The sequence below is a fragment of the Actibacterium ureilyticum genome (genome assembly GCF_002285435.1).
GTDB classification, from domain to species: domain Bacteria; phylum Pseudomonadota; class Alphaproteobacteria; order Rhodobacterales; family Rhodobacteraceae; genus Actibacterium_C; species Actibacterium_C ureilyticum.
The window spans coordinates 558,850-581,137 of record NZ_NSBT01000037.1 but is presented as its reverse complement, the minus strand read 5'-3'; the positions used below and the strand labels follow the sequence as shown (position 1 = coordinate 581,137).

Genomic DNA, 22,288 nt, shown 5'->3' with positions numbered 1-22,288 from the left:
CGGACGGCAAAGGTTCCGGCCGCGCGCGCGGCGCGACCGGATGATGTCAGGCCGAAATCAGGCGCCCGGGTTGCATTCGCCCAGGTTGCCGCCGGCAAACATCGGGTGATCGGGCTCATAGGTGACCTGAGCCGCCGGGGTGACTTCGACCACTTCCAGCAGGTCGAATTCCGAGGTCGGGTTTTCCTTGCCCTTCACGACCAGCACGTCCTTGAAGCACTGGTGGTCCTCGGCGCGATAGAGCGTCGGCCCGTTGCCCAGACCGTCGAATTCGAAGCCTTCCAGGGCCTCGGCAACGCCACAGGGGTTGAAGGTTCCGGCGCGTTCGCAGGCGTCTGCATAAAGCAGGGTCTGGCAGTACACGGTGTGCGCGGCCTGGCTGGGCGGGAAGCCGTATTTGGTGCCGAAGGATTTGACGAAGGCTTTCGAACCCTCATCCTGCAGCGACCAGTGCCAGTTGGTCGAACCCACGATGTTCTTGATGTTCTCGCCCGCACCGCGTGCCATCAGGCGCGAGAACAGCGGAACCACGATTTCGAAGTTCTTGCCGTTCACTTCCTTTTCGCGCAGGCCGAACTGCACCGCGTTGGTCAGCGAGTTCACCATGTTGCCGCCGTAGTGGTTCAGAACCAGCACGTCCGCGCCCGAGTTTAGGACCGGCGCGATATAGGACGAGAAGTCCGTCGCGGCCAGCGGGGTCAGCACGTTGTTGACGGTTTCCCAGCCAAGCGCCTCGGTCGCCGCGGCGATGGATTCCTGCTGCGTCCAGCCCCAGGTATAGTCGGCGGTCAGGTGATAGGCCTTGCGGTCATCGCCATAGAGCGACTTCAGAACCGGCGCCAGCGCGGCACCCGACATATAGCCGTTGAAGAAGTGGCGGAAGCCGTTGGCTTTCTTGTCCTTGCCGGTGGTGTCGTTGGAATGCGTCAGACCGGCCATGAAGATCACGCCCGCTTCCTGGCACAGGCCCTGCACGGCAATCGCCACGCCCGAGGACGACCCGCCGGTGATCATCACCGCGCCGTCCTTTTCGATCATCGACTTGGCCGATGCGCGGGCGGCGTCCGACTTCGTCTGGGTGTCGCCGGTCACGAATTCGACCTTCTTGCCCAGGATGCCATTGCCCTGAAGCGCCTTCGAGCTGAAGGTGCCCATCATGCCGCCATCGCCGCCACCGTTCAGGTGTTCGACCGCCAGTTCATAGGCGCGCAGCTCGTCGGCGCCCTCGTCGGCATAGGGGCCGGTCTGGGGCACGTTGAAGCCCAGGGTCACGGTGCTGCCGGTCGGTTCGTTGGTATAGGCGGCGGCGGACGAGGCCGTAAAGATCGTCGGCAGAGCAACGCCCGCACCGGCGGCCACGCCGGTTTTGAGCATGCCACGACGAGACACTGTCGTTTCAGACATGGATATCCTCCCAAATTGTGATAGTGACCACGCCTCTCCTCAGCAGCGGGGCCAGACCTTTTACAAGGTGGTTCAAGTATCGGGCAGGGTTGTAAAATTTATCAACAACTGCTTTACGCCAAAAGGTTTTTTAGTAAACATATGCACAGCTTGACAGGTTGCGGTGTAAAGTAATTTACGCGCGCCCGCAGAAAGCCCTTGTAATGGAGCGATAAATTCAAGATGCCGCGCAACACGCTTACCGGAACCAGAATTCGCGAAAGGCGACTCGTATTGGGGCTTCGGCAGTCGGATGTGGCGCGCGGCGTGGGAATTTCGCCGTCCTATCTGAACCTGATCGAACATAACCGGCGCAGAATCGGCGGGAAATTGCTGCTTGATCTGGCGCGTCGGCTCAGCGTCGAACCCTCGGCCCTGACCGAGGGGGCCGAGGCCGCACAGCTTGAGGCGCTGCGCGAGGCGGCGGTGGCCCATAACGGCGCCAAGGAGGAAATGACCCGGATCGAGGAATTCGTCGGCCGCTTTCCCGGCTGGGCGGCGCTCTTGTCGGACCAGTCGCGGCGCATTGCCGATCTGGAGCGCACGGTCGAGCTTTTGACCGACCGCATGGCGCATGACCCGCATCTGGCGGCCTCGCTGCACGAGGTCCTGTCGACGGTGACCGCGATCCGGTCGACCGCCGCGATCCTGGCCGATACCGACGATATCGACCCCGAATGGCAGGAACGGTTCCACCGCAACATCTTCGACGAGAGCCAGCGCCTGGCCCATGGCGCGCAGGCGCTGGTCAATTACCTGGACGAGACCACCGGCGATGCCGAGATGATCTCGTCCCCGCAGGAAGAGGTCGAGGCGTTTCTGCGCAAGACCGGCCATCACGTGGCGCCGCTGGAACGGGCGCGGGCGCCACGGGTGCAGCAGCTGGTCAAGGACGCGACCGAGCTGACATCGGTGCCCGCGCGCGAACTTGCGCGCAGCTATCTCAAACGCTATCGGCAGGACGCGCTGCGCATGCCGGCGGCCGAGTTTCTGGATGCCGCCGCGCGCTGTGGCTGGAACCCGGCCGTTCTGGCGGCGGAGTTCGACGCCGAATTGGCGGCGGTGTTCCGGCGGCTGGCCACGCTGCCCAAGGAAGACGTCGGATTTTCCATCGGGCTGGTGGTGTGCGACGGGTCGGGCACGCTGACCTTCCGCAAACCGGTCGAGGGGTTCTCGCTGCCCCGGTTCGGCGCGGCCTGTCCGCTGTGGCCGCTCTATCAGGCGCTGTCGCGCCCGTCGGTGCCGATCCGGTCGGTGGTCGAAACCGCGGGCCGCACGCCGCACCGGTTCCTGACCTATGCGATCTGCCAGCCGCTGCCGCAATCGGATTTCACCCGCCCGCCGGTGCTCGAGGCGTCGATGATGATCCTGGCCGATCCGGGCCTGTCGCTGCGCGAGCAGGCGATGCCGGTGGGCACCAGCTGCCGGATCTGTCCGTTGGGCGACTGCATCGCCCGGCGCGAGCCGTCGATCCTGAGCGATGGGTTTTGACAGGGGGGATATCTTGGCAATAGTTTCGGGAACACATAATAATAAACGACCAACCAGGGGGGAATGCAGATGGGCAAGACTGTCCTTCTGATCGAGGATGAGCCGAACATCATCGAGGCGATACGGTTTATCCTGTTGCGCGATGGCTGGACGGTTCAGACCCATTCGGATGGCGAGACCGCCTATGACGCGGTCCGCGACACGATGCCGGATGTGGTAATCCTGGATGTGATGCTGCCGGGCCGTTCGGGCTTCGATATCCTGCGCGAGATCCGCACCACCGACACGACCGCGCATCTGCCGGTGCTGATGCTGACGGCCAAGGGACAGGTGCGCGACCGCGAGCTGGCCGAACAGATCGGCGTCAACCGGTTCATGACCAAGCCGTTTTCGAACACGGATGTTCTCGCCTCGGTGCGGGAACTGACGGGCGGGTGAAGCCGCCGCGCAACCCGACCTTTCTGGCGCGGCAAAGCTATCGCCGGCGGCGGGTGCGCGATTCCGCACGGTTGTTGCCCGTGCTGGGCATGTTCCTGTTCCTGCTGCCGCTTCTGGGCGGCCCGCAGGGGGAAACCCGGACCGCGGTGCAGCTGGTCTATCTGTTTGTCAGCTGGTTCGGGCTGATCCTGGCCGCGGGCATCCTGGCGCGCCTGTTGCGCTACCGCGCGCGTGACGGGGCGGATGGGGATGCCAACGGGGACCCGACGTGATCCCGTTCAACATACTGGTGATGATCTGCCTGGTCTATGTGGCCGGGTTGTTCATCGTGGCCTTTGTCGCCGAACGCCGGGCCAGCGCGGGCAAGGTCAGCTGGCTGCGCTCGCCGCTGGTCTATACCTTGTCGCTGTCGGTCTATTGCACCGCCTGGACGTTTTACGGCGCGGTGGGCTACGCGGCGCGGTCGGGGCTGGAATACATGGCGATCTATACCGGGCCGACCATCGTCTTCATCGGCTGGTGGTGGGCGCTGCGCAAGCTGGTGCGGATCGGCCGGACGCAGCGCATCACGTCGATCGCGGACCTGATCTCGTCCCGCTATGGCAAGTCGAACGCGCTGGGCGTGATCGTGACGCTGATGGCGGTGGTGGGCACCACGCCCTATATCGCGCTGCAACTGCAATCGGTCACGCTGTCCTTTGCCGTCTTCGCGCGCGAAGGGACATCGGGCTGGGCGTTGCCGGATCTGAACGCCACCGCGCTCTGGATCGCGGCGGGGCTGGCGCTGTTCACCGTGCTGTTCGGCACCCGCAACCTGGACGCCAATGAACGCCATCACGGCGTGGTCACCGCGATTGCGCTGGAGGCCATCGTCAAGCTGGTGGCGCTGCTGGCGGTGGGCATCTTCGTCGTCTGGGGGGTCGCGGGTGGCGTGGGCGAGATGCTGACCCGCATCGCCGAAAGTGAGCTGGGCGAGACGCAGTTCCGCGCCGGGCGCTGGGTCGGGCTGACCTTCCTGTCGGCAGCCGCAATCATGACGCTGCCGCGGATGTTCCAGGTTCTGGTGGTGGAAAACGCCGACGAGGATCATCTGGCCACGGCCTCCTGGGCTTTTCCGCTGTATCTGTGCCTGATGAGCCTGTTTGTGCTGCCCATCGCGGTGATCGGTCTGACGACCCTGCCGGACGGGTCGAACCCCGACCTGTTCGTGCTGACCATCCCGCTCAGCCAGGGGCGCGAGGGGCTGGCGGCGCTGTCTTTCCTGGGCGGGTTTTCCTCGGCCACGTCGATGGTCATCGTGGCGGCCATCGCGCTCAGCACCATGGTGTCGAACCATATCGTGATGCCGCTGTGGCTGTATTTCGGCGACGGTAAAACGGCGACAATGTCGGGCGATGTGCGCAAGGTCGTGCTGACCGCGCGGCGGCTGTCGATCGCGGGCGTGCTGGTGCTGGGCTATCTGTACTATCGCCTGACCGGCGGGACCGAGGCGCTGGCGGCAATCGGCCTGATTTCCTTCACCGGGGTTGCGCAGGTGCTGCCGGCGCTGCTGGGCGGGATCTTCTGGCGCGGCGCGAACCTGCGCGGGGCGGCGTCGGGGCTGATCATCGGCTTCGCGGTCTGGGCCTATACGCTGTTTTTGCCCAGCTTCGGCCCCGGCGCGGTGTTCAGCGCCGATCTGCTGGCGAACGGCCCCTGGGGGATCTCGATCCTGCGGCCACAGGCGCTGTTCGGCGTGACGGGCATGGACCCGGTGGTGCATGCGGTGTTCTGGAGCATGGTGCTGAACAGTGCGGCGTTTTTCGGGGTGTCGCTCTTCGGGTTTCCTTCGCCGCTGGAACGGCTGCAGGGGGCGCAATTCGTCAACGTCTTCGAACACTCGCGCGCCGCGCACAGCTGGGCCCATGGCGCGGCCGAGGCCGAGGATCTGCTGATGATGGCCCAACGCATCATCGGCCCCGAAGAGGCGCAGGCGCTGTTCCAGAAAGCGGCGGAACGCCAGGGCAAGATGGGCTATCTGCCCGACACGACCCCCGAATTCCTGGAGCATCTGGAGCGCGAGCTGTCCGGTTCCGTCGGCGGCGCCACGGCCCATGCGATGGTCAGCCAGATCGTCGGGCGGTCGTCCGTGTCGGTCGAGGATCTGATGGCCGTCGCGGACGAGACCGCGCAGATGCTGGAATACCAGCAAAAGCTGGAAAGCCAGTCCGAAGAGCTGTCGCGCACCGCCCGCCAGTTGCAGGAGGCGAACGAGAAGCTGACCGAACTGTCGGTACAAAAGGACGCGTTTCTCAGCCAGATCAGCCACGAGCTGCGCACGCCCATGACCTCGATCCGGGCGTTTTCGGAAATCCTGATGGATGTCGACGGCCTGTCGACCGAGGAACAGGCGAAATATTCCTCGATCATCCATGACGAGGCGATCCGCCTGACCCGGCTGCTGGACGATCTGCTGGACCTGAGCGTGCTGGAACGCGGGCAGGTCACGCTGAACGAACAGACCGGCAATCTGCGCGATCTGGTCGACCGGGCGATTGCGGCGACCGCGTCCTTGGGCGAGGCCGGGCGGATGCGCATCGAACGCGACCGGCTGGCCGAAAACGTGATGCTGCACACCGATACCGACCGGCTGAGCCAGGTGTTCATCAACCTGATCGCCAACGCCTATAAATACTGTGACGCGGACGAGCCGGTGCTGACCATCCGTGCCCGGCGGCAGACGGGCGAGGTGGTGCTGGATTTCGTCGACAATGGCAGCGGCATTCCCAAGAAAAGCCAGACCATCATCTTCGAGAAATTCTCGCGCCTCAGCGATCAAAGCTCGGCCGGCGGGGCAGGTCTGGGTCTGGCCATCTGCCGCGAGATCATGGCCAATCTGGGCGGTTCCATCGACTATCTGCCCGGCCAGGGCGGCGCGGCGTTCCGGGTGACATTGCCGGTCGCCGAAGCACAGGCCGCCTGAACACGCGGGCGGCAACCTTTTGTAAACCCTGCTGGCGCAGATTGGCATCAGGACGACTCGGCAAAGGGACCAGCCACGTTTTGGGCGACAGCAAACACTCCGTGATCCGGCGGCTTGTGGCGCCACCTGCCGCGCAACTGGCGATGACCGTGGGCCGTGCGGTGGAAACCGCCGTGCTGCGCTGCGTGCAGGATCAGTTCGGCCAGCCCACCCGCGTCGATGACGTGATCGAGGGGCGCGAGCCGGTGGCCGATTGGGCGGGCCGGGTGCCGCAGGGGGCGCTGATGCTGGTGCTGGATGGTCCGGGCGGCCGCACTGGCGCGGCACTCCTGGACCCCGGGCTGTGGGCGGCGCTGTTGGAGATGCGCCTGACCGGCGATATTGGCGCGCGTGCGCCCGAACCGCGCGACGTGACCGATATCGATAGCGCGCTTTTGGGCGATTTCGTGAATGCCCTGCTGGTGCAGATCGCGCAGCGACTGTCGGGCGTGGCCCAGGCCGGTTGGGCCGATGGCTATCGCGTGTCGCGCCGGATCGCCGATCCCCGGCTGTTTCAATTCGCACTGCCCGACGGCGACATGCCGGGGATCGAGGTCAAGCTGGCCTTTGCCGATGGCGCGCGTCCCGGCGATTTCCGTCTGCTGCTGCCTGCGCCCGGCGCGGGGCGGACGGACGGGGCGGCGCGCGACGACGGCGCCGAATGGTCGCTGCGCCTGAAACAGGGGCTGTTGGGATCGGGCCTGAAGGTGCAGGCGGTTCTGGATCGGCAGCGTCTGCCGCTGGCCGCCGTCGCCCGGTGGAAGCCCGGCGATCTTGTGCCGGTCGCGGGATCCGCGCTGAACGCGGTGCAGCTGCGCGCCGGGGGCGGCAAGGTTCTGGCGGTGGGCCGCTTGGGGCAATCGAACGGACAGCGCGCGCTGAAGCTGCACAGCGCGGTACAGGCCGACGGTCTGAGCCCGCCGCCCACACCGGCCCTGACCACACCGCCCGATGAGACGGTGCCGACCGCCGCCGACCCCGGCGCGAGCTGAGGGTGGCGTAAGGCCGGCAATGGGATGGGGCAGGGCGACCGTCACAGGCCCTTGCGACCCGGTGGCGCTCGCGACTTGCGAGGCCTATCGCCCCATGGCGGCAGGCTTTCTCCGTCAGTACAGAGGGCATAAAAAAGTGGAGGTTTCTGGCGGGATCACAGCCGCCGGTCAACTGGCGGCTTTTGCCCGGGTGCGGGGCCACCGGATCGGGGTGGCCGCCGCGTGTTTGGGGGCGCTCAGCCCTGCATCATCTGCAACTGCGGGCGCAGCTCGCGCAGGTCATAGCCCGCCTGCGCCGCCGCCGCGATGATCGCATCGGGGGCCATGTCGGGCGCCATGGTCAGCGCCCAGACATAGCTGGACCGCGTGCCCGACCGGCAATAGGCAAAGACAGGACCGGTGCTGTCCTCGATGATCTTGGCGGTTTGCGCGAACATCTCGGGGTTCAGCCCGTCGCGGCCGACCGGAATGCGGTGAAAGCTCAGGCCCGCGGCTTCGGCCGCCTTGGCCATCGCGTCGCATTGCAGGTCCGGCTCGACCTCGTCATCGGGACGGTTGCAGATCACGGCGGTAAAGCCCTTGTCGGCAAGCGTGGCCATATGTTCCGGCAGAACCTGGGGCGAGACCGCGAAACGGTCGGACAAATAGCGGATATCCATCGGATGCGGTTCCCTTCAACTGGCCGGCAACAGGCGCGCCCGCACGGGCACTGCGGCCCACATACCCGCAATCATCGCCAGAAGGAAGACAATCCCGCCGATCCCGCCATAGCTGAGCGAGGCCAGCGCCGGGCCAGGGCAAAGCCCCACAAGGCCCCAGCCCACACCGAACAGCACCGACCCCACGATCAGGTCATGCCCCACGCGCGGCTTCACCGCGGCGGGAAAACTGCCGCCCAGCACCGGCTGGCGATTGCGCGTCAGCGCCCAGGCGATGGCCATCGGAATGATCGCGCCGCCCATGACAAAGGCCAGCGTCGGGTCCCACTGGCCGAAGATGTCCAGCCAGCCCTGCACCTTGGTGGTGTCCGTCATCCCCGAGATCAACAAGCCGATCCCGAACAGGGACCCGGAAATCAAAGCGGTCAGGTTACGCATCACACCACCCCCAGCAGATGTTTGAACAAGATGACCGACAAGCCGCCGGCCATGATATAGATGATCGTCGCGACAATGCCGCGCGGCGACAGGCGCGAGATGCCGCAAACCCCGTGCCCCGAGGTGCAGCCATTGGCCAGCCGCGTGCCCAGGCCCACCATCAGCCCGGCGGCGACGATGGCGGCCAGGTTGCCGGTGACATGGGTGTCGACCGTTTGATAAAGCGGCACCAGCGGGATGGGGGCCAGCACCACACCGGCGACGAAGGCCAGCCGCTCCATCAGGCTGTTGCGGCCCGAGCCGTCAATCAGCCCGCCCAGAATGCCGCTGGCCCCCATGATGCGGCCATTCACCAGCAGATAGACCGCCCCGGCAAGCCCGATGACAAGGCCCCCGGCGAAGCCCCAGATCCAATCCTGTTCAATCATTTATGCGCGTTTCCCTGGTTCGGGGCGTTCGCGGCCCCGGTCTTGTGTTTCAAGGGCGGTCAGCCCAGCTTGTTTACCGGCACTTTCAGATAGACGTCGCCGTCATCCTCGGGTTCGGGCATCTGTCCGGCCCGCATGTTCACCTGCAGGGACGGGATGATCAGCCGGGGCATGCCCAGCGTGGCGTCGCGTTCGGTCCGCATCTTGACGAAATCCTCGCGCGATTTGCCGGCGCCCACATGGATGTTCAGCGCCTTTTGCGCGCCCACGGTGGTTTCCCAGGCATATTCGTCGCGGCCCGGCGCCTTGTAGTCGTGGCCGACAAAGATCCGGGTCTCGTCCGGCAGCGCCAGGATCTTCTGGACCGAGGCGAACATCGTATCGGCCGAGCCGCCGGGGAAGTCGCAGCGCGCGGTGCCGAAATCGGGCATGAACAGCGTGTCGCCCACAAAGGCCGCGTCGTCGATCACATAGGTCAGGCAGGCGGGCGTATGGCCCGGCGTGTGCAGCACGTCACCGCGCAATTGCCCGATGTGGAAGCTGTCGCCTTCGCTGAACAGCTTGTCGAACTGGCTGCCATCGCGCTGGAAACGGGTGCCTTCGTTGAAAACCTTGCCAAAGGTGTTCTGCACCACGGTGATCTTCTCGCCGATGCCGATCTTGCCGCCCAGATGTTCCTGGATATAGGGCGCGGCGGACAGGTGGTCGGCATGGACATGGGTTTCCAGGATCCATTCCACCTGGTAGCCCTTTTCGCGCACCCAGGCGATGATGGCATCGGCCGAGCGCGTGTCGGTGTGCCCCGAGGCGTAATCGAAATCCAGCACGCTGTCGATGACGGCGCATTTCTGGCTGCTGGGATCGCGCACCACATATGACACGGTGTTGGTGGCTTCGTCGAAGAAAGCCTGTACTTCTGGCGACATGGGGGTGTCTCCCTTTTTTCTGTCAAGACAACATATGCGGTTTGCTGCATGTGTTTCAAGGTCTGCTGCATCATATTGACGTGTGTCAAGGCGGGCCTGCGCGCAAACAGTAGCATATCACCGGTATGAACAGGAAAAGAGGAGGCAGCGCCATGATTTCGATAGCCGAGCGGGAAGCGACGCTGAAAAAGCGCCTGGCCGAGCTGGACCGGCGCCTGCATGGGATCGAGGCCGAGCTGGACGCGCATCAGTCGAAGGACTGGGAAGAGCTGGCGGTCGAACGCGAAGAGGACGAGGTGCTGGAAGGCATGGGAACCTCTGGCCTGGCCGAGATCGAGGGGATTCGCGCCGCGCTGGCCAGGATCGCCGAAAACAGCTATGGATATTGTGTGACCTGCGGGGCCGAGATCTCGCAGGAGCGTCTGGATCTGTTGCCCGCAACGCCGTTCTGCCGCAATTGCGCCAAATGAACGGGATCCGACAGGGAAGCCAGCGGTTGAATTCATCACAAGCCCCGATCGGTTTCGGGGCGCCACACCTGGGAGGTATGAATGGCATTTGAAGACCTGAAAGCCGGCATCGCACTGTTGCTGCAAGAGATCGAGAAACGGCCCGAGGACCGGCATGTCCTGCAGGAAGAACTGCGCGAGAAGATCGCCGAGATGCGCGGGCTGGGCCTGCCGGTGCCGGATGACCTGCTGCGGCTGGAAGAGCAGCTTGATCAGAACGACGCGGACGACATGTTCGACAACATGCCGATCTGACGACGCCGCATATGTCGGCCGCACCCGGTGCCTGTGGCGCCGGGTGCCTGTTATTTGGCCACTGACCGAAGCGATTCCCATGATTTGATGTCTTTCCCGTTGCCGCCACTAATAGTAGTATCCATTGATATATCTAGCGGCAGATGACAGGGCGGCGGCAGGGACAGGCAGCCGCGCCCGGCACCAGGAGGCATGGGGGAATGACAGCAACGGTCCAGGTCACGGTGACGGATGATGGCATTGCGCTTGTGACGCTCGATCCCCCGCGCAAGGGGACGGCGGCGGGGGCGCTCCGCGGGGATCTGGCCGCAGCGTGGGATGATCTGGCCGGGCGCACCGATCTGGCCGGGGTGATCCTGCGGTCGGACAGCCACAGCTTTGCGCTGGGTCTGCTGAGCGAAACCCCCTATCCGGTGGCTGATGCGGCGGCGCTGGGCGATCTGTGCGCCCGGATCGAAGCCGCGCCGGTTCCGGTGATCGCGGCCATTTCCGGTCTGGCCTCGGGCGCGGGGCTGGAACTGGCGCTGGCGGCCCATTACCGGATTGCCGATCATCACGCGCATCTGCTGTTTCCCGGGATCCTGTCGGGGCTCTTGCCCGTTGCCGGGGCGACCCAGCGGCTGCCGCGCCTTGTGGGCGTGCAGGCGGCGCTGGAAATCCTGCTGGCGGGCAAGCCCCTGATCGCGGTCGAGGCCGACCGGATCGGCCTGATCGACGCGGCGGTCAGCCAGACGGTGGAAACCGCGGCGCTGGAATTCCTGCGCGACCTGATCGCGTCGGATCAGGCCGACCCGCGCCCGGTCGCGGCGATGACCGACCGGTTCCGCGACTATGCCGCCAATGCCGATGTGATCCGCCGCTTTCGCACCCGCCAGGCCGCCAACCCGATCGAGGCCGGGCCGCGCATGGTCGATTGCGTCGAGGCGGCCTTCATGATGCCGTTCGAGATCGGCTTGCGGTTCGAACGGGCCACTGCCGAGGATGTGGCCAGCAGCGCATCGGCGCGGGCGCTGGGGCATCTGCGCCGCGCGGAACAGGACACCCGGCCGCAGCCCGCTGATCCGGTGCGCCGTGCGGCGATTGCGGGCAGCGGCGAGGTCGCGGCCAAGCTGGCGGTGCGGCTGCTGGATGCGGGTCTGCCGGTGACACTGGCCGCCCCGACCGAGGCCGGGCGCGCCGGGGCGCAGGAAATGATCGTGCGGCTCTATCATCTGGCCGAGGCCGAGGGGCGCGTGTCCGAACAGGCGCTGGCCAAGCGGATCGCACGGCTGGAACTGACGACGGGCCTGTCGGCGCTGGCATCGGCGGATGCGGTTTTCGTGCCGCTGCCCAGCGGGGCCGACGCGGCGCAAAAGGCGCTGCATCCGGTGGCCGAGGCCGCGGCAAAGGACGCGCCGCTGGTGGTGCTGGGGCAGGGGCATCAGGTGGCGACGCTGGCGGCGACCTGTCCGGCGGCGGGGCGGCTGATGCGGGTCAGCTTTGCCGACGACCCGCTGGTCGCGCGTCTGATGGAACTCTATGCCGGGCCGGGCTCGGACCCCGCGCTGCTGGACAGGTTGCACCAGCTTGGCCGCCGGTTGGGCATCAGCGTGCTGCGCCGTCCCGACGACCGGCGCAGCCTGTGCGACCGGCTGGCCGGCGCGGCGTTGAACGCTGCCGATCAGCTGCTAGTGCAGGGTGCCTCGCCCTATCAGGTGGATAAGGCGCTGCGCGGCTACGGGTTTGCCGAAGGTCCCTATGAACGGATCGATGCCCAGGGGCTGGACCGTGCGGGCGGCGGTCCGGGGCTGATCGGACAGGCGCTGATGGACGACGGCCGGCTGGGCCGCAATGCCGGACAGGGATATTACCGGTACGAGGGCGACGCGCCGCTGCCGGACCAGCTGGTGCTGGATCGGTTGACCGCGCTGTCGGCCGATCTGGCGATCCCGCGGCGCAATTTCCCGGATGCCGAGATCGTCCGCCGCGTCATGGCCGCGATGGCCAATACCGGCGCCAGGCTGCTGGAACGCGGTCTGGCCACCGTTCCGGGCGATGTGGATCTGGCCGCGACCGATGGTCTGGGTCTGGCACGCTGGCGCGGGGGGCCGCTGTTTCAGGCCGACCAGACCGGGCTGATGACGCTGCAACGCGCGCTCGGCGGATGGACGGACGAGGATCCCGAATTCTGGGCGCCCGCGCCGCTTCTGGCCGAGATGGTCAAGAATGGCCGCCACTTCACCGACGCGCAGTGGCCGGTGCGTGCGCTCAGCCCAGCATGATGCCCACGATCACCAGCATCAGCCCCAGCGCCGACACCAGCAGCGCCGCCATGTTCAGCGCCACCAGCTTCTTCAGCCGGGCGCGCATCGCGTCGTCATCCAGGCCTGCGCGCTTGGCGCGCGCGGCACTCACGATGCAATAGATCAGCCCGGCCATCCCCAACAGGGACACCGCCGCACCGGTCCAGATCAGCCCATCCATCGGTTCCTCCATCGGCAGGTTTCCCCGCGCCTAGTCGATTGTGGCCCGCTGCGCAAGGGCAGGGGCTTGCGGCGGGGCGGGGGGCCTTGTATCCGAAGCGCTCCTACCGGTTCACAAGAGGCAGTCATGGACGATTCCGTTACCGAAAGCAGCTATCGCGTCACCGCCAACGAATTGCGCCAGTTCATTGAACGGCTCGAGCGGCTGGAGGCCGAGAAGAAGGACATCGCCGAGCAGCAGAAAGAGGTGATGGCCGAGGCCAAGGGGCGTGGCTATGACACCAAGGTGATGCGCAAGGTCATCGCGCTGCGCAAGCGCGACAAGGACGACATCGCCGAGGAAGAAGCGGTGCTGGAGATGTACAAGGAAGCGCTGGGCATGTGACCGCGCGGATCAGGGCGCGATGAAGGTCACGTCCTCCATCGCCTCGATCCGGTAACAATCCTCGTCATAGCGGTCGCTCAGCTCATCCACCAGCGCGACCGTCCAGCCGGGCACGTCCAGTTCCTCTTCCAGCGCGTCGCTCAGGGCGAACTTGTCCAGAAAGGCCGCCAGGATGCGCCGCCGCTGAAGATCCGATTTCGGCGGGTGCGTGTCCAGATAGCGCCGCATGCGCGTCATGCCCGATGCCGACATCAGCGTGGCCAGGAAATCGTCGCTGCCCTGCAACGGATGCTGGGTGGACAACCCCGTCAGCCCGGCCAGGATCTCGGTCCAGATCAGCGGCGTATCCTCGTTGCACCAGACGGTCAGCCGCGCCTGCGGACAGGCCCCCCGGATCCGCCGCACCATGTCCGACCAGCGCAGCGCCGCCGGATCGGCCCCGGCGATGAAGCTGTTGAAATCGGTTTCGCGCGTGCGTTTGAACAGCGCCGGAACGAAGGTCGCGGGATTTCGCAGCGCCAGGTGGAATTCACAGCTGTGATCGGGCAGGACATTGGCCAGCCAGGCGGTCTTCTCGCCCGCCTGCGGGTACAGCATGTGCTGCGCCAGAACCCGCGTCGGCGCCGACAGGAACGACCGGTTCGACAGCACCAGCCGGTCGGCGCTGTCCTCGTCCAGGATCTCGGCCAGGATGTCGCGCTGCATCTCGGGCGCGGCGGGCTTGCCCCGCAGCTCCAGCAGCGCCTCGCGGATCAGCGTGCGATAGCGGCTGGGCCCGGGCACCGCGATGCCGGCCTGGGCCAGGTCGCCCTTGTTCTTCAACAGGCATTTCAGCAGCCGGTCCTCGTCCGTGCAATGCGCCCCGATGTGATAGACGACATGCATCTGCCGAAGCTCCTCCCCTGTATCTGTCTGCCTGTGGGCTTTTATACGCGTAAATCTGGACAGGGAAACGGCTTTCCGCTAGCTGATCTGCATGGCCGAGAGAATGACTCAGAATAGATGGCGGCCCCTGTCCGGCGCCTCGATCGACCCCTGGTCGATGGGCGCGGCGCTGATCGCGGCGCTGGTGATCCTGCCGGTGGTGGCGGTGATCTGGATGGCGCTGAACCCGGTTGCGAATATCTGGCCGCATCTGCTGGCCACGACGCTACCGCGTTATTTCACCAATTCGCTGGTGCTGATGGTGTCGGTGGGGGTGCTGTCGGCGGCGGTGGGCGCCGGGGCGGCCTGGCTGATCACGATGTATCGGTTTCCGCTGTCGCGCTGGCTGGAATGGCTGCTGCTGCTGCCGCTGGCGATCCCGGCCTATGTGGGCGCTTATGCGCTGGTGGATTTCCTGGAATATGCGGGTCCGGTTCAGACCGGGTTGCGCGGGCTTTTCGGCTGGCAGAGCGCGCGCGACTATTGGTTCCCCGAGATCCGGTCGCGCGGCGCGGCGGTGCTGGTGCTGACGGCGGCGCTTTACCCCTATGTCTATCTGCTGTCGCGTGCGGCTTTCCGCGAACAATCGGGCAGCATGATCGAGGTCGCGCGCGCCTTGGGCGCGGGCCATGCGCGCCGGTTCTTTGCCGTGGGTCTGCCGCTGGCGCGACCGGCCATCGCCGCGGGCGCGGCCATTGCGATGATGGAAACGGTGAACGATTTCGGCGTGGTCGACTATTTCGCCGTGCAGACGCTGACCACCGGCATCTTTTCGGTCTGGCTGGAAAGCCGCAACGCGGGCGGGGCGGCACAGATCGCCTCGGTCGTGCTGATCCTGATCCTGGTGCTGATGGCGCTGGAAAAGGTCAGCCGACGCAAGCTGCGGTTCCACGCCACCGGCCGCCAGATGCGCAGCGTCGCGCCGACGCCGCTGAACGGGGTGGGGGCGCTGGCCGCGACGGTGCTGTGCCTGATCCCGTTTGCCATCGGTTTCGTCCTGCCGGTTGGCGTGATCCTGAGCCACGCGCTGGACGCGCGCGAGGGCTGGCTGAACCCCGATCTGTTGCGCGCGCTGGGCAATACGCTGGCCGTGGGCGGGGCGGCGGCGGTGCTGACGGTGATCGGCGCGCTGTTCCTGGTCTATGCGGTGCGGCTGACCGGGCGGGCGCTGCCCAAGCAGCTGTTGCCCGTGACCACGCTGGGATACGCCGCGCCGGGCGCGGTGCTGGGGATCGGCATGCTGATCCCGCTGGCCGCCGCCGATCACGCGGTGGCCGACCTGATCGAACGCGTCACCGGCCACGATCCGGGGCTGATCCTGACCGGCTCGGCCATCGCGATCGTCTATGCCTATATCGTGCGCTTCTTTGCCATCAGCCAGGGCGCGGTCGATGCCGCCATGGGCCGGATTGCGCCCAGCCTGCCGATGGCGGCGCGGTCGCTGGGCCAAAGCGCGCGCGGCACGCTGACCAGCGTCTATCTGCCGCTGATCCGCGCCTCGACCGGCACGGCGCTGCTGCTGGTCTTCGTCGATTGCGTCAAGGAACTGCCCGCCACGCTGCTCTTGCGGCCCTTCAACTTCAACACGCTGGCCACCCGCACCTACGAGGCGGCATCGCTCGAGGATATCGCCAACGCCGCGCCCTCGGCGCTGTTGATCTGCGGCGTGGGTCTGGTGTCGGTCCTGTTCCTGGCCCGCGCAAACCGCGCCTGAGGGTGATTTCGCCCCTTGCGCGCGCCCAAAGCTGCGGCTAAATCAGGCGCGTTGCCCCTATAGCTCAGCTGGTAGAGCAACTGATTTGTAATCAGTAGGTCCGCGGTTCGAGTCCGTGTGGGGGCACCATTCCCAATCCAGATATGCCGTTTGACAAGAGCGTCCTTCGACGCGTGCGTGTTGGGGCGCGTCATGATCCGTCGGGCTGTGACGCGTGCCGATGATCGGCGCTGTTGCACCGTGACTGGTCGTTCTGGAGTGTTGGTGAAGATCACGCCGCGTGGCAGCCCGTAGGGGAATCGAACCCCTCTTTCCAGGTTGAAAACCTGGCGTCCTAACCGATAGACGAACGGGCCAGCGCGCTTTGCGTGACGCGTTAACTAGGGAAATTGCCGACCCTGCGCAAGAGGGAAATTTCGAAAAAACGACATTCCTTCGAAATGTTTTTCGAACGCGCGAAAAGGCCCTTGTTCAACAGGGCGCGGCGTCTTCCAGACGCAGTTGCGGGGTCTGGCGTCCGCCCCAGTGATTCAGCTCCAGCCGGCCAGCCAGATGGAACCGTGCGCCGCCATGGTCCGAAAGCGCCGGGCCCAGCGGGGAATCGAAGGCGCCGAAGGCGATCGCCTCGAGCCGCGGGCCGATGCCGTCGCCGAAGGTGATTTTCAGATGCGTCTCGCCCACGCGTTTGGCGAACAGGATGCGCTGGTCTGGAAAGGCGAAGCGCGGGGCAGGGGCGCCCGCGCCGAAGGGGCCCGCCGCCTCGATCCGGTCGATCAGTTCGGGGGTCGCGGCGGCGGCCATCAGGATCCCGTCCAGCCGCAGGTCGGCAGGCCCGGCATCGCCCGCGCCCTGTTTTGCCAGCAGCGCGCTCAGCCGCGCCATCGCGGGTTCCAGCCCGTCGCGGGCCACGGTCAGCCCGGCGGCCATCTTGTGCCCGCCGCCTTTCAGCAGCAGCCCCTCGGCCGCCAGCCGCTGGATCGACGCGCCCAGATCCACGCCCGAGACCGAGCGGCCCGAGCCCTTGCCCTCGTCGCCCTCCAGCCCGATCACCACGGCGGGGCGGTTGGTGGCCTCTTTCAGGCGGGCAGCGACGATGCCCACGACACCGGGGTGCCAGCCTTCGCCTGCGGCCCAGACCAGCGGGGCGTCCAGGCCCCGCGCCTCGGCCTGTTCCAGCGCGGCGATGCGCACGGCGTTTTCGATCTCGCGCCGTTCGGTGTTCAGGTGATCCAGCCGCTCGGCCAGCGCGGCGGCCTCGGACGCATCGGCGGTGGCCAGCAGGCGCGCGCCCAGATCGGCCGCGCCGATCCGGCCCCCGGCATTCACGCGCGGCCCCAGAACGAAGCCCAGGTGATAGGGCGTGGGCGCAGTGTTGACCCGTGCCTGATCCGACAGCGCCACAAGCCCCGGGCGGGCGCGCTTGGCCATCACCGCCAGCCCCTGGCGGACCAGCGCGCGGTTCACACCGATCAGCGGCGCAACATCGGCCACCGTGGCCAGCGCCACCAGATCCAGCAGCGCCATCAGGTCGGGCCCCTTGCGCCCGGCCTCGCGTATCTGGCGCCCGACCTCGACCAGCATCAGGAAGACGACGGCAGCGGCGCACAGATGCGCCAGGTCGCCGCTCTCGTCCTGGCGGTTGGGGTTCACCACGGCCAGCGCGGGCGGCAGGGTTTCGGCGCCCAGGTGGTGGTCCAGCACGATCACATCCGCACCGGTCGCGGCGGCGATGGGCTCGTGGCTGAGCGTGCCGCAATCGACGCAGACGATCAGGCCGTGATCGCGGGCCAGCGCCTGCATGGCGGGCACGTTGGGGCCGTACCCCTCGTCAATCCGGTCGGGGATATAAAGCGTGGCGTCATGGCCCATGCTGCGCAGCCACACCAGCAATTGCGCGGCCGAGGCGCCGCCATCGACATCGTAATCGGCAAAGACCGCGATCCGCTCGCGCCGGTCAAGGGCCGCCAGGAAGCGCGCGGCGGCGGCTTCCATATCGCGCAGCGACCGCGGGTCGGGCAGCAGGTCGCGCAGGGTGGGGGCCAGGAACGCCTCGGCGCCCTCGGGCGGTACGCCGCGTCGCGCCAACACCCGGCACAGCGGCAGGGGCAGGGTGGTTGTCTGGGCGATATGTTCGGCCTGGCGCTCGACCTCGGGCGCGGGGCCGACCCAGCGCCGCCCGGTCAGCGAGCAGGCGACATTCAGGAAGTCAGCCACGGGCGATCATGTCGGCAGTGCTGCGCACGGCGGCGAATTCGCCATGCAGATGCGACAGCGCGACGTAATGCATCACCTCGGGCGACAGGGCGGGGGCATCCGGCCCGGCCCAGCCGGTATCGGCATTCGCGGCAAAGGCGGCACAGGCGTCGTGGATCACGAAGGACAGAAAGCCCAGGTTGCCCGCCATCCGCGTGGTCGTGGACACGCAATGCGGCGTGGTCAGGCCACAGATCACCAGCTGGCTTGCGCCGATGGCGCGCAGATGCGGCAGAAGCGGCGTGCCGATGAAGGCGGCGTTGACCGATTTCTCGAACACCTGCTCGCCCGGTTTCGGGGTCACCTGCGGCTTGAACGCGGTCCCGTCGCCGCGCAGGGGCGAGTCCGGATCGGTGGAATTGTGAAAGACATGGCAGATCTCCCACCCCGTCTTGCGCCCATGGGCCAGAAGCCGCGCGGCGTTATCCTCGGCCCACGGGTTGTTGCGGGGGCCCAGGGCGGGGCTGTCGAACCCGGTCTGGATGTCGATCAGGATCAGGGCGGTCGTCATGCGCGCGCCCCGATCCGGCTGTGTTCTGTGTGCCCGCCCGTCACTTGATCGGGTTGCGATAGATCATCCGCCGCACCGATCCGGTTTTCGACCGCATCAGGATCGTTTCGGTGGTCAGATGCGTGGGTTCGCGCTTGATCCCCGACACGATCGAACCATCGGTCACGCCGGTGGCGGCAAAGATCACGTCAGCGGTCACCAGCTCGTCGCGGGAATAGACGCGGTCCAGATCGGTGATGCCGGCCTTGGCCGCGCGGCCGCGTTCGTCATCGTTGCGGAACAGCAGACGGCCCCACATCTGGCCGCCCATGCATTTCAGGGCCGCGGCGGCCAGAACCCCCTCGGGCGCGCCGCCCGAGCCCATATACATGTCGATGCCGGTGATGTCGGCCTCGGCACAGTGGATCACCCCGGCCACGTCGCCATCGGTGATCAGGCGGATCGCGGCGCCGGTGCTGCGCAGCTCGGCGATCATGTCCTCGTGCCGGGGGCGTTCCAGCACGCAGATGGTGATGTCGCTGTCCTTGCAGCCGCGCGCCTTGGCCAGTGCCGCCACGCGTTCCTTGGGCGTCATGTCCAGCGACACGACATCGGTGGGATAGCCCGGCCCGATGGCCAGCTTGTCCATGTAAACATCCGGTGCATGCAGCAGTGTGCCGCGCGGGGCCATGGCGATCACGGTCAGCGCGTTCGGCATGTCCTTGGCCGTCAGCGTCGTGCCTTCAAGCGGGTCCAGCGCGATATCGACGGCGGGACCGCCGCCGGCGCCGACTTCTTCGCCGATATACAGCATCGGCGCCTCGTCGCGCTCGCCCTCGCCGATGACGACAACACCCTGAATGTCCAGCATGTTCAGCTGGTCGCGCATGGCGTTGACGGCGGCCTGATCGGCGGCCTTTTCATCGCCGCGGCCGACCAGCTTGGCCGAGGCCATCGCGGCGGCCTCGGACACGCGGGCCAGGCCCAGCGACAGCATGCGGTCGTTGAAATCGACAGGGTGAGACATGTTAAATTCCTGTATCTGAGGGCAAACCAAGCGGCCGGAGCCGTCCCTGCCTTCCTAGCCTTTTAACAGGTGTCAGGACAAGGGAAGACGATCCTAGAGCGCTTCGATCCGCAGCGCGACGGGATCGCCGACCACCACGCCGGTCTCGGCCAGGCCCGTGATGGCGTGATCCAGCGCGTCGCGCGTGGTCTTGTGGGTGACGAACAGCACGGGGGCTGTGGGTTCGTCATGGCCGTATTGGCGCATCCGGTCGATCGAGATGCCGCTGTCGCCCAGAACCTTGGCCACCTTGGCCATGGCGCCGGGTTTGTCGACCAGCGCCATGCGCAGGTAATAGGGCGCGGCGGCGGTGGCCCGGGCGGGTTTGATCCGGTCCAGCGTCGCGGCGGGCTGGCCAAAGGTCGTCACGCGGATGCCGCGCGCGATGTCCAGCACATCCGACATCACCGCGCTGGCGGTCGGACCTTCGCCCGCACCGGCGCCGCGCAGGACGATCTGGCCCACGCTGTCGCCTTCCAGCACGACCATGTTGGTGCCGCCTTCAAGCTGGCCCAGCGGACTGAGCGCGGGCACAAGGCAGGGCGTCATGCGCTGTTCCAGCCCCCGGCCGGTCAGCTGCGCCACGCCCAGCAGCTTGATGCGAAAGCCCATATCGGCGGCCTGACGGATGTCTTCGATGGTGATCTGACCGATCCCCTCCAGCTCGACCCCGTCGAAATCGACCTGGGCGCCAAAGGCGATGGCCGACAGCAGCGACAGCTTGTGCCCGGCGTCGATCCCGCCCACATCGAGATTCGGGTCGGCCTCGAGGTAGCCCAAGGCGCGGGCTTCCTCGAACACCTCGTCATAGGGCAGGCCCGCGTTTTCCATCCGCGTCAGGATATAGTTGCAGGTGCCGTTCATCACCCCCATGACACGGGTGATCTGGTTGCCGGCCAGCCCCTCGGTCAGGGCCTTGACCACCGGGATGCCGCCCGCGACGGCGGCTTCGAACCGGACGACGCAACCTGCGGCTTCGGCCTGTTCGGCGATGGCCTGGCCGTGATGGGCCAGCATCGCCTTGTTGGCGGTGACCACATCCTTGCCCGCGGCCAGCGCGGCTTCGGTGGCGGCCTTGGCGGGGCCGTCGCTGCCGCCCATCAGTTCGACGAACACGTCCACATCGTCACGGGTGGCCAGCGCGACGGGGTCGTCCTCCCACGCAAAGCCGCTCAGGTCGACGCCACGGTCCTTGTCCCGGCTGCGCGCCGATACCGCGCTGATCACCACCGGCCGCCCGGTGCGCTGTGCCAGCAGGTTGGCCCGCTGTTGGATGATTTTCACAACGCCGGCACCGACGGTGCCAAGCCCGGCGATGCCCAGGCGCAAAGGGGTGCTCATAGGGGGTCTCCGAACCTGTTTGAGAGCCTTGATCGCGGGACTGTTAGCGCGTTGTGCCGGGGCATGCAACGCGCGGGGGGCGCTATTGCGCGTGGCGGGCGGCGGCCTGTTGCAGGCGGCGGCGTTCGCTGCGGCTGAGCACCGGGCCGCGCAGCCGGTCGGCCTTGCGGCGCAATGCGGCCACCCGGTCCGACACGCCCGCGCCGATATCGGCGGATATGGTCACGCTGTCGGCGCGGTCCAGAAGCGTGTCCATGGGCAACAGCGCCGGGAACGCGCTGGGCGTGCCCTCGGCCGCCAATGCGGCCTCCACCTCGGGGAAGTCGGCGCAGCCGGGCAAAAGCCCCAACGCCAGGATCATCGCCCAATGCCGCATCGCCATGTCACCCTTTCCGCAACCTGTGCGCACCATAGGGCGTCGGTCCGGTCATCCGCAAGTCACCGCTTGCACGGGGGGGCGATTGGGCTAGGCTGGCCGTCATGGCGCGCAAAGCGGGATCATCGTCCGAGGTCACCGGCCCGCTGGTCCGCGCGGCGGCCCAGCGGCTGTTCGCGCGCCACGGCTATGCGGCCGTGTCGATGCGCCAGATCGCGACCGAGGTCGGCGTGCAGGCGGGCGCGCTTTATTCCTATACCCCCAACAAGCAGGATCTGCTGTTTCAGATCCTGAGCACGCATCTGGAGGAGGCTTTGGCGGGCTGGCGCGCGACCCCCAAAGGCACCGGGCCGCTGGACGCGCTGGAGGCGTTCGCGCGGTTTCACGTGCGGTTCCATTTCGACCGGCCCGAAACCATGTTCATCGCCAATATGGAGCTGCGGAACCTCAGCCCCGAAAACTATGACCGGGTCGAGGGGCTGCGCACGGAATACGAGGCCGCTCTGGGTGCGATCCTGCGCGACGGACAGCAGGCGGGGGTGTTCCGGCTGCCCGATCTGCGGCTGGCGACGATGGCGATTCTGGCGATGCTGAATGGGGTGTCGACCTGGTACCGCGACGACGGGCGGCTGGGCCGGGGGCAGGTCGCGGATATCTATTGGGATATGGTGCGTCAGGCGGCGGGCGCCTGACGCGT

Annotated in this window: 23 protein-coding genes and 2 tRNA genes; 12 read left to right on the top strand and 13 right to left on the bottom strand. The window is 66.8% G+C overall.

Features of this window, described 5'->3' with window-relative positions; genetic code table 11:
- Window positions 1-57 precede the first annotated feature (57 nt).
- Window positions 58-1,404, bottom strand: coding sequence for a substrate-binding protein (locus CLM60_RS15805; RefSeq protein WP_095590072.1), 1,347 nt, complete (start codon window positions 1,402-1,404; stop codon window positions 58-60).
- Between the two features lie 222 nt (window positions 1,405-1,626).
- Between CLM60_RS15805 and CLM60_RS15800 the strand changes: the two genes are divergently transcribed.
- The 5 genes from CLM60_RS15800 to CLM60_RS15780 all read left to right on the top strand — a co-directional run bounded on the left by CLM60_RS15800 (window position 1,627) and on the right by CLM60_RS15780 (window position 7,365).
- The gene (locus tag CLM60_RS15800) at window positions 1,627-2,934 is read left to right on the top strand and encodes a helix-turn-helix transcriptional regulator (protein WP_095590071.1); all 1,308 of its coding nucleotides are present in this window, start codon (window positions 1,627-1,629) and stop codon (window positions 2,932-2,934) included.
- 69 nt (window positions 2,935-3,003) lie between these two features.
- On the top strand, window positions 3,004-3,372 hold the full coding sequence (locus CLM60_RS15795) for a response regulator transcription factor (RefSeq protein ID WP_095590737.1): 369 nt from the start codon (window positions 3,004-3,006) through the stop codon (window positions 3,370-3,372).
- Window positions 3,369-3,644, top strand: coding sequence for a hypothetical protein (locus tag CLM60_RS15790; protein WP_095590070.1), 276 nt, complete (start codon window positions 3,369-3,371; stop codon window positions 3,642-3,644). Before CLM60_RS15795 ends, CLM60_RS15790 begins: the two co-directional genes overlap by 4 nt.
- Complete coding sequence (locus tag CLM60_RS15785) at window positions 3,644-6,334, top strand: ATP-binding protein (RefSeq protein ID WP_176473931.1); 2,691 nt, start codon at window positions 3,644-3,646, stop codon at window positions 6,332-6,334. The genes CLM60_RS15790 and CLM60_RS15785 overlap by 1 nt, the downstream gene beginning before the upstream one ends.
- A gap of 101 nt (window positions 6,335-6,435) precedes the next feature.
- Entirely contained in the window at window positions 6,436-7,365 is a 930-nt protein-coding gene (locus CLM60_RS15780) for a FliM/FliN family flagellar motor switch protein (RefSeq protein WP_141246542.1), read from the top strand.
- Between the two features lie 236 nt (window positions 7,366-7,601).
- On the opposite strand, the gene CLM60_RS15775 is transcribed toward CLM60_RS15780, so the two are convergent.
- The 4 genes from CLM60_RS15775 to CLM60_RS15760 all read right to left on the bottom strand — a co-directional run bounded on the left by CLM60_RS15775 (window position 7,602) and on the right by CLM60_RS15760 (window position 9,816).
- Window positions 7,602-8,024: a protein tyrosine phosphatase family protein gene (locus tag CLM60_RS15775; protein WP_095590067.1), complete on the bottom strand. Its 423-nt coding sequence runs from the start codon at window positions 8,022-8,024 to the stop codon at window positions 7,602-7,604.
- A 15-nt stretch (window positions 8,025-8,039) separates the two neighbouring features.
- A complete protein-coding gene (locus CLM60_RS15770) occupies window positions 8,040-8,462 on the bottom strand; it encodes a DUF6691 family protein (RefSeq protein WP_095590066.1) in 423 nt (140 codons plus the stop codon).
- Entirely contained in the window at window positions 8,462-8,887 is a 426-nt protein-coding gene (locus CLM60_RS15765; RefSeq protein ID WP_095590736.1) for a YeeE/YedE family protein, read from the bottom strand. The genes CLM60_RS15770 and CLM60_RS15765 overlap by 1 nt, the downstream gene beginning before the upstream one ends.
- Window positions 8,888-8,949: 62 nt before the next feature.
- Window positions 8,950-9,816, bottom strand: coding sequence for an MBL fold metallo-hydrolase (locus tag CLM60_RS15760; protein ID WP_095590065.1), 867 nt, complete (start codon window positions 9,814-9,816; stop codon window positions 8,950-8,952).
- 152 nt (window positions 9,817-9,968) lie between these two features.
- Between CLM60_RS15760 and CLM60_RS15755 the strand changes: the two genes are divergently transcribed.
- From CLM60_RS15755 to CLM60_RS15745, 3 genes are all read left to right on the top strand, one after another.
- Complete coding sequence (locus tag CLM60_RS15755) at window positions 9,969-10,286, top strand: TraR/DksA family transcriptional regulator (RefSeq protein WP_095590064.1); 318 nt, start codon at window positions 9,969-9,971, stop codon at window positions 10,284-10,286.
- A gap of 81 nt (window positions 10,287-10,367) precedes the next feature.
- Window positions 10,368-10,580, top strand: a complete 213-nt coding sequence (locus tag CLM60_RS15750) for a hypothetical protein (protein ID WP_095590063.1) — start codon at window positions 10,368-10,370, stop codon at window positions 10,578-10,580.
- A gap of 200 nt (window positions 10,581-10,780) precedes the next feature.
- Window positions 10,781-12,841, top strand: coding sequence for an enoyl-CoA hydratase-related protein (locus tag CLM60_RS15745; protein WP_176473899.1), 2,061 nt, complete (start codon window positions 10,781-10,783; stop codon window positions 12,839-12,841).
- Here CLM60_RS15745 and CLM60_RS15740 read toward each other — a convergent pair.
- On the bottom strand, window positions 12,828-13,055 hold the full coding sequence (locus CLM60_RS15740; protein ID WP_425427241.1) for a hypothetical protein: 228 nt from the start codon (window positions 13,053-13,055) through the stop codon (window positions 12,828-12,830). The two genes, CLM60_RS15745 and CLM60_RS15740, sit on opposite strands and share 14 nt — an antisense overlap.
- Window positions 13,056-13,169: 114 nt before the next feature.
- On the opposite strand from CLM60_RS15740, the gene CLM60_RS15735 reads away from it, so the two are divergent.
- A complete protein-coding gene (locus CLM60_RS15735) occupies window positions 13,170-13,427 on the top strand; it encodes a DUF2312 domain-containing protein (protein WP_095590061.1) in 258 nt (85 codons plus the stop codon).
- A 9-nt stretch (window positions 13,428-13,436) separates the two neighbouring features.
- Here the strand turns inward: CLM60_RS15735 and CLM60_RS15730 are convergent, their stop codons facing one another.
- On the bottom strand, window positions 13,437-14,312 hold the full coding sequence (locus CLM60_RS15730; RefSeq protein WP_095590060.1) for a hypothetical protein: 876 nt from the start codon (window positions 14,310-14,312) through the stop codon (window positions 13,437-13,439).
- A gap of 103 nt (window positions 14,313-14,415) precedes the next feature.
- On the opposite strand from CLM60_RS15730, the gene CLM60_RS15725 reads away from it, so the two are divergent.
- Together CLM60_RS15725 and CLM60_RS15720 are read left to right on the top strand one after the other, a co-directional pair.
- Window positions 14,416-16,065, top strand: coding sequence for an ABC transporter permease (locus tag CLM60_RS15725; protein WP_095590059.1), 1,650 nt, complete (start codon window positions 14,416-14,418; stop codon window positions 16,063-16,065).
- Window positions 16,066-16,118: 53 nt separating this feature from the next.
- Window positions 16,119-16,194: transfer RNA gene (locus CLM60_RS15720), tRNA-Thr, on the top strand.
- A 152-nt stretch (window positions 16,195-16,346) separates the two neighbouring features.
- Here the strand turns inward: CLM60_RS15720 and CLM60_RS15715 are convergent.
- From CLM60_RS15715 to CLM60_RS15690, 6 genes are all read right to left on the bottom strand, one after another.
- A tRNA-Glu gene (locus tag CLM60_RS15715) sits at window positions 16,347-16,421 on the bottom strand.
- A 115-nt stretch (window positions 16,422-16,536) separates the two neighbouring features.
- The gene (recJ, locus tag CLM60_RS15710) at window positions 16,537-18,279 is read right to left on the bottom strand and encodes a single-stranded-DNA-specific exonuclease RecJ (RefSeq protein ID WP_095590058.1); all 1,743 of its coding nucleotides are present in this window, start codon (window positions 18,277-18,279) and stop codon (window positions 16,537-16,539) included.
- Window positions 18,272-18,829, bottom strand: a complete 558-nt coding sequence (locus CLM60_RS15705; RefSeq protein WP_095590057.1) for a cysteine hydrolase family protein — start codon at window positions 18,827-18,829, stop codon at window positions 18,272-18,274. The genes recJ and CLM60_RS15705 overlap by 8 nt, the downstream gene beginning before the upstream one ends.
- 40 nt (window positions 18,830-18,869) lie before the next feature.
- Window positions 18,870-19,835, bottom strand: a complete 966-nt coding sequence (gene glpX, locus CLM60_RS15700; protein WP_095590056.1) for a class II fructose-bisphosphatase — start codon at window positions 19,833-19,835, stop codon at window positions 18,870-18,872.
- Between the two features lie 93 nt (window positions 19,836-19,928).
- The gene (locus tag CLM60_RS15695) at window positions 19,929-21,215 is read right to left on the bottom strand and encodes a homoserine dehydrogenase (RefSeq protein WP_095590055.1); all 1,287 of its coding nucleotides are present in this window, start codon (window positions 21,213-21,215) and stop codon (window positions 19,929-19,931) included.
- Between the two features lie 82 nt (window positions 21,216-21,297).
- Window positions 21,298-21,597, bottom strand: a complete 300-nt coding sequence (locus tag CLM60_RS15690) for a hypothetical protein (protein WP_095590054.1) — start codon at window positions 21,595-21,597, stop codon at window positions 21,298-21,300.
- 98 nt (window positions 21,598-21,695) lie between these two features.
- On the opposite strand from CLM60_RS15690, the gene CLM60_RS15685 reads away from it, so the two are divergent.
- Entirely contained in the window at window positions 21,696-22,283 is a 588-nt protein-coding gene (locus CLM60_RS15685; protein ID WP_095590053.1) for a TetR/AcrR family transcriptional regulator, read from the top strand.
- Window positions 22,284-22,288 lie beyond the last annotated feature (5 nt).

What these genes read in the sequence shown, in the direction of transcription:
- CLM60_RS15770 (WP_095590066.1), bottom strand. Translation starts at nt 8,462, where the DNA reads ATGCGTAACCTGACCGCTTTGATTTCCGGGTCCCTGTTCGGGATCGGC.
- CLM60_RS15730 (WP_095590060.1), bottom strand. Translation starts at nt 14,312, where the DNA reads ATGCATGTCGTCTATCACATCGGGGCGCATTGCACGGACGAGGACCGG.
- CLM60_RS15755 (WP_095590064.1), top strand. Translation starts at nt 9,969, where the DNA reads ATGATTTCGATAGCCGAGCGGGAAGCGACGCTGAAAAAGCGCCTGGCC.
- CLM60_RS15685 (WP_095590053.1), top strand. Translation starts at nt 21,696, where the DNA reads ATGGCGCGCAAAGCGGGATCATCGTCCGAGGTCACCGGCCCGCTGGTC.
- CLM60_RS15760 (WP_095590065.1), bottom strand. Translation starts at nt 9,816, where the DNA reads ATGTCGCCAGAAGTACAGGCTTTCTTCGACGAAGCCACCAACACCGTG.
- CLM60_RS15745 (WP_176473899.1), top strand. Translation starts at nt 10,781, where the DNA reads ATGACAGCAACGGTCCAGGTCACGGTGACGGATGATGGCATTGCGCTT.
- CLM60_RS15795 (WP_095590737.1), top strand. Translation starts at nt 3,004, where the DNA reads ATGGGCAAGACTGTCCTTCTGATCGAGGATGAGCCGAACATCATCGAG.
- CLM60_RS15735 (WP_095590061.1), top strand. Translation starts at nt 13,170, where the DNA reads ATGGACGATTCCGTTACCGAAAGCAGCTATCGCGTCACCGCCAACGAA.
- CLM60_RS15775 (WP_095590067.1), bottom strand. Translation starts at nt 8,024, where the DNA reads ATGGATATCCGCTATTTGTCCGACCGTTTCGCGGTCTCGCCCCAGGTT.
- CLM60_RS15740 (WP_425427241.1), bottom strand. Translation starts at nt 13,055, where the DNA reads ATGGAGGAACCGATGGATGGGCTGATCTGGACCGGTGCGGCGGTGTCC.
- CLM60_RS15750 (WP_095590063.1), top strand. Translation starts at nt 10,368, where the DNA reads ATGGCATTTGAAGACCTGAAAGCCGGCATCGCACTGTTGCTGCAAGAG.
- CLM60_RS15705 (WP_095590057.1), bottom strand. Translation starts at nt 18,829, where the DNA reads ATGACGACCGCCCTGATCCTGATCGACATCCAGACCGGGTTCGACAGC.
- CLM60_RS15690 (WP_095590054.1), bottom strand. Translation starts at nt 21,597, where the DNA reads ATGGCGATGCGGCATTGGGCGATGATCCTGGCGTTGGGGCTTTTGCCC.
- CLM60_RS15695 (WP_095590055.1), bottom strand. Translation starts at nt 21,215, where the DNA reads ATGAGCACCCCTTTGCGCCTGGGCATCGCCGGGCTTGGCACCGTCGGT.
- glpX (WP_095590056.1), bottom strand. Translation starts at nt 19,835, where the DNA reads ATGTCTCACCCTGTCGATTTCAACGACCGCATGCTGTCGCTGGGCCTG.
- CLM60_RS15805 (WP_095590072.1), bottom strand. Translation starts at nt 1,404, where the DNA reads ATGTCTGAAACGACAGTGTCTCGTCGTGGCATGCTCAAAACCGGCGTG.
- CLM60_RS15725 (WP_095590059.1), top strand. Translation starts at nt 14,416, where the DNA reads ATGACTCAGAATAGATGGCGGCCCCTGTCCGGCGCCTCGATCGACCCC.
- CLM60_RS15800 (WP_095590071.1), top strand. Translation starts at nt 1,627, where the DNA reads ATGCCGCGCAACACGCTTACCGGAACCAGAATTCGCGAAAGGCGACTC.